At 44.7% G+C, this 13,978-nt stretch carries 8 protein-coding genes; all 8 read left to right on the plus strand.

All coding sequences use genetic code 11. The features are described 5' to 3' along the window. Positions 1-3: 3 nt before the first annotated feature. The 8 genes from B050_RS0107855 (at position 4) to B050_RS0107905 (ending at position 13,735) form a co-directional block, all read left to right on the plus strand. Positions 4-1,755, plus strand: a complete 1,752-nt coding sequence (locus B050_RS0107855; protein WP_026235731.1) for a RagB/SusD family nutrient uptake outer membrane protein — start codon at positions 4-6, stop codon at positions 1,753-1,755. 10 nt (positions 1,756-1,765) lie between these two features. Beyond that, positions 1,766-2,761: a metallophosphoesterase family protein gene (locus B050_RS0107860; protein WP_083923247.1), complete on the plus strand. Its 996-nt coding sequence runs from the start codon at positions 1,766-1,768 to the stop codon at positions 2,759-2,761. 451 nt (positions 2,762-3,212) lie between these two features. Beyond that, a complete protein-coding gene (locus B050_RS0107870; protein WP_018473363.1) occupies positions 3,213-4,259 on the plus strand; it encodes a GntR family transcriptional regulator in 1,047 nt (348 codons plus the stop codon). A 286-nt stretch (positions 4,260-4,545) separates the two neighbouring features. Continuing rightward, on the plus strand, positions 4,546-4,704 hold the full coding sequence (locus tag B050_RS23395) for a hypothetical protein (RefSeq protein ID WP_018473365.1): 159 nt from the start codon (positions 4,546-4,548) through the stop codon (positions 4,702-4,704). 36 nt (positions 4,705-4,740) lie between these two features. Then, complete coding sequence (locus tag B050_RS0107885) at positions 4,741-5,784, plus strand: GntR family transcriptional regulator (RefSeq protein WP_018473366.1); 1,044 nt, start codon at positions 4,741-4,743, stop codon at positions 5,782-5,784. A 580-nt stretch (positions 5,785-6,364) separates the two neighbouring features. Then, entirely contained in the window at positions 6,365-9,892 is a 3,528-nt protein-coding gene (locus B050_RS0107895; RefSeq protein ID WP_018473368.1) for a sulfatase-like hydrolase/transferase, read from the plus strand. A gap of 39 nt (positions 9,893-9,931) precedes the next feature. Beyond that, the gene (locus tag B050_RS22120) at positions 9,932-12,496 is read left to right on the plus strand and encodes a heparinase II/III domain-containing protein (protein WP_052308738.1); all 2,565 of its coding nucleotides are present in this window, start codon (positions 9,932-9,934) and stop codon (positions 12,494-12,496) included. A 99-nt stretch (positions 12,497-12,595) separates the two neighbouring features. Continuing rightward, the gene (locus B050_RS0107905; RefSeq protein WP_018473370.1) at positions 12,596-13,735 is read left to right on the plus strand and encodes a glycoside hydrolase family 88/105 protein; all 1,140 of its coding nucleotides are present in this window, start codon (positions 12,596-12,598) and stop codon (positions 13,733-13,735) included. Positions 13,736-13,978 lie beyond the last annotated feature (243 nt).

The following is a 13,978-nucleotide window of genomic DNA, read 5'->3' on the forward strand; positions in this document are numbered from 1 at the left end:
CTCATGAAAAAATCATCACTACTAATATTTGTACTCGCACTAAGCGTCTTTGCGAGTTGCGACTTGGACCGACTTCCGCTAAATGGCCCCACCACAGGCACCTTCCCTGCCACGGAAGAGGAGGCTACCATGGGTTTATTGGCCGCGTATAAGGGACTCACCCTTCTGGACGCCGCCAATACGCCTTTCTTGCATGTCGTGGATAATATTACCGATATCGGCTATGCCCGCCCCAGCAATAATTATACGTCATCAATCACCAGCTCCCTGACCACCGACAATGCCCTGGCCATAAAGCCCTGGGAATTGTACTATAAAAGTATCGCTCGCTGCCATACCGTCTTGGATAATTTGGAAAATATAAAAGCTAATATCCCCTTGGAACAATATAATCAGATCGATGCTGAGCTGAGAGTGATAAGGGCTTACTCTTATTCTAAATTGATAGAATTCTATGGGGATGTTCCCCTGGTACTTCATTCCCTGGGCCTAGATAATGCTGCTGTTGCAAGAACTCCCAAGGAAGAAATCCAGCAGTGGATAATTGATGAGATGAGCGCGGTGGCGGACTACCTTCCTGTGTCCCAGTCCACTTTTGGGAATGTGCGCGTGGGAAGTGTTGCAGCCTATATGCTTATGGCAAGAGTCGCCTTATATAGTGAGCAGTTTGAGCTTGCTGGTGAGGCTGCCGTAAAGGCAATCGAACTCTCGAATGGCGTTTATGAATTGACCCCTTTTGACCATTCCATGGATTATTCTAACCAGGGGCATGAAGCTGGAGAACCTGAATGTTCCAATATCTTTGGATATGAAGGGTATAGGAATAGCAAGGAGTGGATTTGGGTATTTGAATTCAATCAAAATATTGCAGGAAATACGCATAACCAAGGCTATTATATGGCTTCCCGCCTAGGGAAAGGCAGTAGTTATTGGGGCCCTACCCAAAATCTCATTGATTCCTTCCAATGTCTGGATGGCCTTCCTATTCATCAATCTCCCTTATACAATGATGAAAACCCTTTCCAGAATCGCGATCCTCGCCTGGATTTATATTGTGCGAGGCCTCACTCACGACTTATGGGATTCCAGTTTGAGACCAATACCGCCTTCGATCAGGTCAATAACTATTGGCCGATAATAAATGGTCTAAGCGCCGACCCTTCCATGGTTTCGAATAATGATGCTAAAAATGCCTATCGAACTTTTAGCGGTTATCTATGGCGAAAACATACCGATAATGCCGATTATCAAACCAATTCTTCCCGCGGGGTTTCGGATTTGAATATAGGGGTATTTCGATATGCTGAGCTATTGCTCATCTATGCTGAAGCCAGGATAGAAGCCAATAATATCGATGCATCAGTCTATGAGGCGATTGATCAAATTAGGTCTAGGGCGGGCATGCCAGCTTTGCCTCAGGGTCTTTCACAGGCTGAACTGAGGTCTGCTTTGCGCTATGAGCGCAAAATCGAATTGAGTAATGATGGCCTCCGTTGGTATGATATCAGAAGATGGGGCATCGCTCAGGAGCTGATGAATGGTGCTTTATACTTAAATAGGGAAGGGAATACCTGGACCAAAAAAGTGCTGATTGATATTGATGAAAACTACTCTCCTATATATGATCAAGGAGAAGCGAGCAAGTATTTCACCACCCAGGAGGTAATGTATCAGGCAATGAAAGATGAAGTATGGCCAATTCCACAGCAGGAAATAGATATAAACAGCAATCTCTCTCAAAACCCTGGTTATTAACGATATAAATATGAAAAATTTCCCAATAAATAAGACGAATAAACGAACGAATTTCATTTGTTCAGCCCCGTTTATGATAGGGTTCTTCTTGCTGGTGCTGCTTCAGAGTCGGGCAGGAATGGCTCAGCAGGACACCCTGTCCATACTCCACATCACCGATTTGCATGTGATTTTTAATCAAAATGCCTATATCCGGGAAATGATGGATTACCGTCAAAAGAAGGATTATCATCTGGGAGAGGCCAGGTTTCGTGAATTTCTGGAAACGGTGCCCCAGCAAACCCAAAGTGATATGATAGTGGCCACAGGTGATTTGATAGATTTCTTTGAATCCGAGGTGGAGGACGGATCTATGTTGGATATCCAGACTCGTCAATTTTCAAAACTGATAGATGAATATGAATTACCGCTACTGTTGACGATGGGTAATCATGAAACGTTTACTTTTGAGTGGAATGATACCTTGGAATATAAGCTTTTGCATAATCAGTTTTATACCGAGCGAGCGCGGGCATTGTGGATTAGGAATTTGGATTGTTTTAAGAATGGAACGTACTTTAGTCGGTCTGTGCAGGTAGGGAATACTGCCTATAAGCTTATTTTTCTGGACGATAGCTTTTATGAGTTTGATCCGGAGGATGATACCAGCATTCCTTATATCAGCAAGCCACAGGAGTATTGGCTGGCAAATGAACTGGAGGAATCAGATGAGGACATAGAAATTCTGTTTATGCATATTCCCTTCTCCACGGAGGTGGCAGAAAATAATTCCTTCTATAAGATTTTAGAGAAGTTCCCTTCGTGTAAGCTGGTGGTGGCGGGACACCATCATAAAAGCATCATTAAGAATTATCCGCAGGCTTCGGGCAATAACCTGGTCCAGGTACAGACAGCTGCCTTGGTAAACTCTACTAATCACTGGCGGATGATCCAGTTAACCGAGGATAATATAATAGTCAGCGAAACAGGTCAACTAAGTCCCGAATTAGTGATTGAGGCTAAATAACTTCGGATATGGCCCTATACTATTGGAGCCAGAGTAATAGAAAAAGAGGGGAGTCGTCAGTCGGCTTCCCTCTTTATTTTTGGGGATAAGATAGAAGGAGCTTTTTATGAAGTTAATTATGTAGAAGGAAGCGGCCATTTAGATCCTCGGTATGGGATAGAGGATAGGCCAGGATTCGAGGCCTCAGAGGCGGAAATAGGCAGGTAAATCTATAGGACTGGTTTGACGGTATGAAAAACTTTGGCGAAATTGAACGCTGAGCCCATTTTGGAGGGAGCAGGAAAATGACCGTTTTCGATAGAACCTTATGGTTCAAGGTATTGGTGAATATCCCTGCAAATGGAGCTTATAGAATGGGGAGGAAGCAGGATGCTTTTCTCAAAAATTTCACCTAATTGCATCTCTGGAGGATCGATTTATAACTATTGCGCCAGCTAAAAATAAAAAGTATATGGAAAATAAGAGTTTTATCAGGATTGCGCCTAATTCCCGCATTCCAAAATATAGGCAAATTGTTAATTCCATAACTGAGGATGTGAACCACGGGAAATTAGATATTGGTTTCCGGATCCCATCCATCAATGAGCTGAGCGAGCATTATTATGTATCGAGAGATACTGTGGAGAAGGCTTATAATATTCTCAAGAAAGAAGGCGTCATAGAGTCCAAAAAAGGCCGTGGCTATTTCATCGCTAACACCCTGAAAGTGGGCTATAAACGGATTCTTTTTCTTCTCAACAAGTTCAGCGATTATAAACTTAAGATCTATAAGGCCTTTTTGGGGGAATTTGGTCCCGAAGTGAAGGTGGATTTTTATGTCTATCATTGCGATCAGCAGCTCTTTATCAATAAGGTAAATGAGTCCCTGGGCCAATATGATTACTTCATCGTGATGCCGCACTTCAAGGATGATGAAAATTACCATCAAAACTGCAGTGACCGGGTATTGGAGACCATAAGGAAAATCCCTCTTAATAAACTGATTATTATGGACAATAAACTCGACCAATTGGGAGAGGACGTCGCCACCGTTTATCAGGATTTTAAAATGGATATCTACCATGCTTTGACAGAAGCGAAAGAAGGCTTGGTGAAGTACGAGAAACTGATTTTGATATTTCCTGATAACTCTCTGTATCCTCATCCCCAGGAAATTAAGTTTGGCTTCAGGAAATTTTGTGGGGAGTATAAGTTTGATTTTGAGATCATTGACAGCTCGGAGGAGGAATTTGAGATGCAGGCTGGAGATGCTTTTATTGTGGTCAAAGAAAATGACCTTGTGAATATCATCAGCCAGGTCAAGGCCAATGGGCTGAACTTAGGTGTTGATCTTGGGGTGATCTCCTATAATGATACCCCCCTGAAAAAATTCCTTGGTATCACCGTCATCACCACGGATTTTGAGGAAATGGGTAAGATCGCCCAAAAATTTATTTCCTCTAATAAAAGAGACCAAATCAAAAATAATTTTACACTTATCAATAGAGGTTCGATCTGATCGTAGGCCTTTAGACAAAAGAGAGGGTACGCTTTATTCCCTTATTAAATCCGCCTAAAAGGTCTATGAATTGCTTTTATAGCCCTTTTTATAAGGAGGCTACCTTCCTCGAAAATTGATTTTTTTGTCACAGCCTTCTAAATTTTGTGTGCTTGGATCTCCTTGCTTTTTGTAGGGCTTTGGATTATTTAATAGATTTAATTTGGCACACCTAGTAGGATACAGGTTACTTTCAGCCAAAACCTTTTTTATATTTACTTTATACCCAAGTAACAATAACCACAAGATGAATTTCATTTGTGTAGATATTCAGGAGGTATTCTGTATATCTATGGAGGAGGAAGATCGATCTATCAGGAAAGTGGGGAGAAATAATCGTTTAGGAAACCCTGTTTTTGGACTGTCAGGTAGAGGAGGTGAGAAGGCTACTTTGGGGACTGCTTAGTGCGGATTATTATAATTACCCAAAACCCTTATAGTCATGACGACTGAAACGCAATTATTCAAAAGTTATATAAATGAGCATTCTCGGGTACCAAAATACCGCCAGCTGGCCACCATATTTATAGAGGCAGTAGAGAGGGGAGATATTCAGGTGGGGGAGAAGCTGCCGTCTATCAGTGAGTTGCGTGAGGGGACTGGCTTGGCGAGGGATACCATTGTCAGGGCTTTCAACTATCTTCAGGAGAAGAAAATCGTCACTTCTGTGATGAGCAAGGGGTTTTATGTGACTCGAAATGTAAATCTGGCCAAGACTAAAGTACTGATAGTCCTAAATAAACTAAGCAGTTATAAGCTGAAATTATATCACTTATTTGTCGATGCTTTGGGTGCAAATTACCAAGTGGACCTTAGGGTTCATCATTGTAATGCGGCCTATCTGCAGGTCATTCTGGACGAGAATGTATTGGCCTATGAGCATATTGTGGTGATGCCACATTTCAGCGGTTTACCAGACAAGGTTCGGGAAGTCATCCAATATTTTAAACGGATGCCTTCAGAAAAATTACTATTAATGGACAAGTACCTGCCCGAGCTGGAGGACAGCGTGCCCTGCATATACCAGGATTTTGAAAGCGATATTTATTTCGCCCTTCAAGACGGCATCCACAAGCTCAAAAAGTACGAGAAGGTCACTTTGGTATTTCCTGAGAATCCAGTGTATCCCTACCCACAGGAGATCAAAAATGGATTTATCAGATTTTGCGAAGCGATCAATTGCCAGTATGAGGTCATCGATAGGATCTATGAGGATATGGAGTTTCGCCCTCAGGATGCCTATATCATTATTGATGAGGAGGACCTGATTAGCTTCCTGCAGCAGGCCAGGGATGGAGCGATAGATTTGGGGAATGGTCTGGGAGTGATCTCCTATAATGACACCCCTTTGAAGGAGGTCTTGGGAATATCCGTGATGACTACAGATTTTGAGGTGATGGCGGATTCTGCAGCTTATATGATCAAAAAGAAAAAATGTGAAGCGGTACAAAACTTCTTTAGCTTCATCGACAGAGGAAGCATTTAGGCGGTTTACCAGCTGTTATTGAGGGTTTTATTTTGCCCCTGGGGCAATGATAACTCTTCTTTATAATCAAAAAAAAATATAAGACATTTCATTTAATATAGGGGTTTATTGTTTACCAACGCAACCTTGATGTTTTGCACCAAGGTTGCTTCTTTTTTTACCCTTTTGGCTAGAGCCAATTGCTATACCCTCGGCAATACTCTTCAGAATAGGGAAAAGAAGGGCTTTGGAAGCCTTAAACCATAATTAAATTATTTATTTTAGGGATATAAACTCCCTTCCGCACGCTTTAGCTTATTATGAGGGAAGACTTACCAATTGGAGGAGAGACTGGTGAGGCACTATATTCATTTGCTGGTGTGATGATGCTATGATGGTTTGTTTTAGGATTAACTATTATACCCATTCAGCCCTAAATCTTTGCTCTTTTCCAAACCCATAAGGATACAGGATAGACCTTTTAATAATTTAGCGTAGTTTAGTATTTGCCCGTGAGCATGGTTTTTAAGACTCTGTGACAGCAATTGTGGAGTGGGGCATATCTGTTTAAGAATTAAAAAATAAAAATACCCAAAAGTTAATGCAAAAATTTATTGTATTATTCACCCTACTAGTAGCCCTCGGCGGCCAGAATGTAGTATTTTCCCAGCAAAATAATAACGGCACAGAGCGGCCTAATATTATCTTTATTTTGACGGATGACCAGCGCTATGATGCTTTGGGATATGCGGGGAATAAATATGTGAACACCCCCGAAATGGATAATCTGGCCAAATCAGGCAGCTATTTCGAAACCGCCGTGGTGACCACCCCGATTTGTGCGGCCAGTAGGGCCAGTATCCTTACCGGACTTCATGAAAGGGCTCATAATTATAATTTTCAAACCGGAAATATCCGGGAGGAATATATGAATGATGCCTACCCGACGCTGCTAAAAGACAATGGCTATTATACAGGTTTTTATGGTAAATTCGGGGTCCGCTATGACGATCTCGAAAAGCAATTTGATGTCTATGAATCCTATGATCGTAATAATCAATATAAGGATAAAAGAGGCTATTACTATAAAACAATAGATGGAGACACGGTCCACCTGACTCGCTATACAGGCCAGCAGGCGATTGACTTTATTGAGGAGGCTCCCCAGAATGAGCCTTTCTGCCTGTCGCTCAGCTTCAGCGCACCTCATGCCCATGATGGTGCGCCAGATCAGTATTTTTGGCAGTCCACCACCGACCAGCTCCTACAAAACACCAGCATCCCAGCCCCAGCGCTTGGAGATGACAAATACTTCGAAGCACAACCTCAGTTCGTCAGAGAAGGCTTCAACCGCCTACGGTGGACCTGGAGATATGATACGGAGGAAAAGTACCAGCACAGCCTTAAGGGATATTACCGTATGATCGCAGGTATTGACCTGGAGATAGCCAAGATCCGTGAGAAGCTGAAAGAAAAAGGCCTGGATAAAAATACAGTCATCATCGTGATGGGCGATAATGGCTACTTCCTAGGCGAACGTCAGCTTGCTGGAAAGTGGTTGATGTATGATAATTCCATCCGAGTGCCCCTCATTATTTATGATCCACGAGTGGACAAGCACCAGGATATCAAAGATATGGTGCTTAATATAGATGTGACCTCTACCATCGCCGATCTGGCGGGAGTGGCTCGTCCAGAGGCTTGGCAAGGTAAGAGCCTGATGCCCCTCGTCAATAAGCAGGAAAAGCATATCGACAGAGATACCATTCTTATTGAGCATATATGGGAATTCAGTGAGATCCCGCCTAGTGAAGGGGTGCGTACAGAAGAGTGGAAATATTTCCGCTATGTGAATGATAAATCAGCAGAAGAACTATATAATATCAAAAAGGATCCCCAGGAAATCAACAACCTGATCCATGATCCCCAATACCAGGAGGTGGCCCGGTCTTTACGTGCCAAATGCGATGAGCTTATCCGGAAAAACAGCAATGCTTTCCGGGCGGCACCTTCCGACCTGACCGTGGAGCTGATCCGTGAGCCCAGCAGAGGCGTGAAGGTCCTGGATATGAAGCCAGAGTTTGGCTGGCAGGTCCCGCAAGCAGCCAATTACCAGTCGGCTTATCAGATTCTCCTGGCTTCCAGCAAGGAATCTATCGATGCCAATAAGGGGGACGTGTGGAACAGTACTCAGGTGCGCTCCGATGCCTCCTCGAATGTGGAGTATCCCGGCGATCCGCTGAAAGCTGGACAGACCTATTATTGGAAAGTTCGCATTTGGGATGATGGTAATCGCCTGCTCGATTATTCCGAGCCACAGGAGTTTACCATAGGTGAAAGTAAGGACTATATGATCTCCACAGCCAATATCCAGGAGGCTAGCAGGATTAAAGCTCAGGTATTTGAGAAGCGTGGGGAGGTATATTTCATGGATTTTGGTAAGGATGCCTTTGCCACGATGGAATTTAATTATGAAACCACCAAGGCCGACACCTTGGTCTTTAGGGTCGGTGAGATGGTGGATGGCCAGTATGTAAACCGTACTCCACCTGCCAAAAGCAATATCCGCTATCAGGAAATCAAGGTGGCTGTGAGTCCGGATAAGACCAAATACCAGCTGCCAGTACACAAAAATATCAAGAATACTTTACCCAATAAAGCCCTTCCATTACCAGAAGGAACACCCGTATTGGTGCCTTTTAGGTATGCAGAAGTGGAGGGAGCCCAAGGCCCCATGAAGGCAGAGGATTTTACTCAGCTGGCTTACCATACTTATTTTGATGATCAGGCCAGTTCTTTTATGAGTTCGGATGATATCCTGAATCAAGTGTGGGAATTGTGTAAATACTCCATCAAAGCCACCACTTTCAATGGCTTATATGTGGATGGTGACCGGGAGCGTATCCCCTACGAAGCCGATGCTTACCTCAACCAGTTGAGCCATTATACCACGGATGCAGAATATGCGATGGCCAGAAGGACCATTGAGTATTTTATGGAGCATCCCACCTGGCCTACCGAGTGGCAGCAGCATGTGGCCTTGATGCTATATGCAGATTATATGTACACCGGCAATACCGAGCTGATCAAAAAATACTATGAGCCATTGAAGTATAAGACCTTATATGAGCTGGCCAATGAAGATGGACTGATCACTTCTACCAAGGTGGATCATGAATATATGCTGAAATTGGGCTTTAAGGAAGGCTATAGTAAGAAGCTATCCGATATCGTCGATTGGCCTCCTGCAGGTTTCAACGGAGACACTACCATGCTCGGGGAGCAAGATGGATTTGTCTTCAAACCTTATAATACCATGATCAATGCATTCTATTTTGAGAATATGAAGATCATGGCCGAGTTTGCTAAGATCATGGGCAGGACGCAGGAATCTATGGATTTTGAGCTGCGAGCAGCCAAGGTGAAGAAAGCGGTAAATGAGCAGATGTTTGATAAAGAACGAGGGGTATATATCGATGGCATAGGGACTGACCATGCTTCCTTGCATGCGAATATGACTCCATTGGCCTTTGGTTTGGTACCTGATGAGTATAAGGATTCCGTGTTGGAATTTGTAAAATCCCGAGGAATGGCTTGCAGCGTGTATGGTTCTCAATATTTGATGGATGCTTTATATGAAGCTGGGGAAGCCGATTATGCCTTGGAATTACTTACTGATACCGGCGAGAGAAGTTGGTATAATATGATACGCATTGGCTCCACCATTACCCTGGAAGCTTGGGACAATAAATTCAAAAGTAACTTGGACTGGAACCATGCCTGGGGCGCAGTACCTGCCAATATCATCCCAAGAGGACTATGGGGAATCAAACCAAAGACTCCGGGATTTGGCATCGCCACCATCCACCCGCAGATGAGCAGCCTGAAAAACAGTACAGTGGAAGTACCCACCGTCCGCGGCACCATCAAGGGAACCTATACCTACCAGGGGGCGAGGCTGCAAACTTATGAAATAGAAATCCCTGCCAATATGTTGGCTGAATTTTCACTCAGCGATATGCAAGGCAAGGATATCATCCATAATGGTGAAAAAGTGCCTTCTGCATTCAATATGGTCAGACTGAAACCAGGTAAGCATACCATTCAGTTGGTTATTAACTCCTTTTGATGGGGAGAGCATTATATTCCAAACTATAACTAAAACATAATGCGTAGCTTGGTTTTGGCCTTAGCCTGTATGATTTTGCTTGCTGAGGGTCAGGAGTCCATCGCTCAGGGTTCTGACAGACCCCTGATATGGGTGAATCAGTCTGATAAAGCGGAGATTCTACAGAAAATAGAAAATCAGCCCTGGGCAAAAGATTTTTATGAAGCCTATAAAAATCGCTTGGATAAGGAGCTGAACCAGTACATGGACTCTCCCAGCCAGTTTCTAAGACAGATGCCTTGGGACTGGTCAAAGCAGGTAAATGGAAATATTCCGCCGCTAAAAACTTTTCTGGATTTCAGCCAGGAAAATAGCGGGGCGAGGTCCATTCTCAATCAGTATCTGCAGATGGGAATAGACGCTGGCATTCTTTATTACCTTACCGGGGAGGAGGATTATGCACAGTTTGCCTTGGATATCCTACATACTTATGTGGAGGGAATCCACCAGCTGCAGCCCAGCTCAGCTACCGGAAATGGCGGCTGGGTATATCCTGATGATCACCTGCGTGAAGCGCGGGTGATAGGGGCACAGCTTCCTATCATCTATGATTTTATTGCTGGTTTTTTGGCGCAAAATCCTAAAGCCTACGACCTCGGGCAGGATCGAATGGTGGATTTTTCGATTGAAAAAGCACAAGCGCTCTTCCTGACTTATGCCCGACTAGCAGTAGAACATGGCCATACCGGATCCAATTGGTCGGTACTGGAGTCCTTTAGCCTCGTGCACAATGCACTAGCGTTGGAGGATTTGTCCTTGAGAAAGAAATACCTGGATTTTTATATCAAAGAAGGCACAAGCAAGCAGGATGCCCTTCCGGATATTGCCGCATCCTACCAGAATGAAGGCGATGTATATCCCGAAACTTCCCAATATTCCAATGGAGTAGCCGAATATTCCAGCCGCATGATATTACTCCTTGATCATTATGATTTTAGGCTTAAGCTTGGCAGAGAATACTATAAGATCCCCTTGTCCATAGACCGCTGGAACAGCCTGAGGTATCCCAATGGTGATATAGCCCGATTCGGTGATGGCCATCGGTATTTTGAGGAGCCTTATGAGGGCTATGATATGGCCTATCTTCTCGGACAGAAAGAAGACATTCCTAAACTCACCAGGAAATTTGGGCCTCTGCTTACCGAAGCCATCCGGAAAGGGAAATACGACAGAGCCAAACTTGGCCCGCGTACAAGTCCTGTGTCGGTGTACCTGCAGCCCACAAGATTGCTATGGATTGAGGAGACGAAAGACTTTCCCTTCGAGGAGTTAAGCCTTCCCAGGACGGACGACTTTCCGCATGCAGGACTGTATTTACAAAGAAATTTGAGTAGTACCGGCAATCCTCACTTTGGACTGATGTCCTTTGTGGGTGGAGCACAAATGGTGCATGGCCATGCCAGTGGGATGGATATGGAGCTCTATGGGCTAGGGGAAGTACTAGGTGTGGACCAAGGGAGAGGTGCTTACCGAACCGATCTGCACGAAAATTACTCCCGGCTATTTGCCGCCCATAATACCGTGGTGGTCAATGGCGCCAGCCAGGGGGAGGGCGATTGGGTAAATCTAGGGATCAATACCACCGAACTCATCGCTATGGAGCCCATGCCTAAGGAAAATGCTCGGTCCCCTTATCACTCTTTTAGCCGAACGGGCTTTGTGGATGATAGGGGAGATAAGGCCGAAGCGCAGCAGGAAAGGACCATGGCCCTGATCCGCACCTCGCCCACCACAGGCTATTATATGGATATCTTCCGATCAAAATCCTCCCTTGAGGAGGAATACCATGATTATCTGTACCATAATATTGGGGACCGCTTGGAGTTTCTGAATCAGGAACTCACCTTAAGGGCCGAGCCTAAGCGCTATAAAGAAAATGAGGAGGCTGATTATAAACCCAACCAGCACTACCGAAATCCAGGTTGGCATTTTTTTGAGGAGGTGATGAGCACTGGGATTTATGAGTCGGAGCTGACCGCAAGATTTGAGATCAATCAGCTGACTGGATACGATCGGTATATGAAGGTTTATATCCCTGGCAATGTGGACCGGGAATATACCAAAGTCATGGCACCGAGGACCTTCGAATCTCCCAAGCCCTATGACGAGCTGCCGACGCCTACCTTAGTCATACGCCAGCAGGGCGAGGCCTGGACCCAACCTTTTGCACTGATCTTTGAGCCTACCGAAAAAAATGGCCTGAGCTCAGGCATACAGTCTGTCGAAAAACTTGAAGCGGGGGGAGTGTTTAAGGGCTTTAAGGTGGTGAGCAAAATTGATAATAAGATACTTACCCAATATATCATTAGTCAGGGGAAGGAGGAGGAGTACGTGCATACGGGGATGAATTTCCGGTTTGAGGGGGCTTTTGCGGTTATCACCTATGGAGAGCGGAGGAGGCTGCAGCATGTTTATATCGGAGAAGGTAGGCTATTTGACTGTAAAGAGCTGAAGCTTAGTTCCTCGGATATGCAGCCGATGAGTGTTTTTGTAGAGTGGTCGGATACTGCCCTTCAGGTGAATGCCAGCAATAATGTCGTGATAGGCAAAAAGAGGAATGACTAATTCATAGAATACGCCATCTATTCAGGATGGATTTTGGATAGAAATAGGAAATCAAATTAATAATACAAGCTCAATTAAGTAACCCATAATAAGTAGAAAATGACAAAACCTTCTTACCTCAAAAAAAATATCGCCATGATGGCGATTTTCGGGATGACTCTCGGAGGAAATGCCTTTGCCCAAGGCAACTTGGATAAAGCAGAGATCAAAGCGGATATGGTAGCAGCCTTAGAATGGCAGGAAGCCCATCCGATTTTCGCTGCAGCCCCCACCGACTGGACCAATGGCGCCTACTATACCGGTGTGGCCCGTGCGCATCGTGCCACCAATGATATGATGTATATGGCGGCCCTGAAAACCGCTGGATATAATAATGACTGGAATACCTATGATAGGATATATCATGCCGATGATATCGCGATTTCTTATAGCTATCTGTACGTGGATATGACAGAAAAGCGCAAGGGTATGGTGGATCTTGCACCCACTACCAAGTTCATCAATGAGCACCTGTATGTCCCCAATCAATGGAGCAATCCAGCCAAAAAAGGCGGGGTGCAGGACATCCTTTGGTGGTGGTGTGATGCCTTATTTATGGCTCCTCCCGTGATCACCTTATATGCTAAGCATACCGGGGATAATAGCTACCTAGAGGCCATGCACAAATTCTATATGGAGTCGTACGATAAGCTTTACGATAAGGAAGAGCACCTTTTTGCTAGAGATGCCCGCTATGTATGGACCGGATCTGATAAGGATGAGAAGGAAGCCAATGGCAAAAAAATCTTCTGGTCCAGAGGAAATGGTTGGGTGCTAGCTGGTCTCGCCCTGATGCTGGAAGACCTGCCTTCTGATTACGAGCACCGCGATTTCTATGAAAAACTATACCAGGACATGGCCGCCCGCATCCTAGAATTACAGGATAAAGATGGTCTGTGGCGCACCAGTCTGTTGAGCCCCGAGTCTTTCGACCATGGTGAAGTGAGTGGCAGCGGATTCTATACCTTCGCTTTTGCTTGGGGAATCAACAATGGCCTATTGGAGCAATCCACCTACCTGCCTTCAGTAAAAAAAGCATGGACCGCTCTTGCCGAATGTCAGCATGAAGATGGAAGAGTCGGCTGGGTGCAGAATATCGGGGCCTCCCCGGAACCAGCCTCTCAGGATAGCTGGCAAAACTTCGGAACAGGAGCGTTTTTGATGGCTGGAAGTGAAGTGATCCAATTATTGGATAAATAATCATTATTGCAAGAAAGGACCCCCAAGCTGCCCATTACGGCTTGGTCTCCGTACCACTTGGATATTTAGGAGATAGCTCAGTCCTTGCTGCCTCCTTGCTGCATCGCATGGTTATGATTCCCTGAGCTTCACTGCTCAGCCCCATAGCCATGCCTTGTTTCCGTCTTTTTTGTTGGGAGGGTCGATGTTCCCTACCATATTATCATTGATAGCAGTCGATCATTACTAGTGTTTTGGGCAGCA

This window comes from Echinicola pacifica DSM 19836 (assembly GCF_000373245.1).
In the GTDB taxonomy this organism is placed as follows: Bacteria; Bacteroidota; Bacteroidia; order Cytophagales; family Cyclobacteriaceae; genus Echinicola; species Echinicola pacifica.

Coding starts and splice junctions, on each gene's coding strand:
- B050_RS0107855 (WP_026235731.1), top strand. CDS start 4: ATGAAAAAATCATCACTACTAATATTTGTACTCGCACTAAGCGTCTTT.
- B050_RS0107860 (WP_083923247.1), top strand. CDS start 1,766: ATGAAAAATTTCCCAATAAATAAGACGAATAAACGAACGAATTTCATT.
- B050_RS0107870 (WP_018473363.1), top strand. CDS start 3,213: ATGGAAAATAAGAGTTTTATCAGGATTGCGCCTAATTCCCGCATTCCA.
- B050_RS23395 (WP_018473365.1), top strand. CDS start 4,546: ATGAATTTCATTTGTGTAGATATTCAGGAGGTATTCTGTATATCTATG.
- B050_RS0107885 (WP_018473366.1), top strand. CDS start 4,741: ATGACGACTGAAACGCAATTATTCAAAAGTTATATAAATGAGCATTCT.
- B050_RS0107895 (WP_018473368.1), top strand. CDS start 6,365: ATGCAAAAATTTATTGTATTATTCACCCTACTAGTAGCCCTCGGCGGC.
- B050_RS22120 (WP_052308738.1), top strand. CDS start 9,932: ATGCGTAGCTTGGTTTTGGCCTTAGCCTGTATGATTTTGCTTGCTGAG.
- B050_RS0107905 (WP_018473370.1), top strand. CDS start 12,596: ATGACAAAACCTTCTTACCTCAAAAAAAATATCGCCATGATGGCGATT.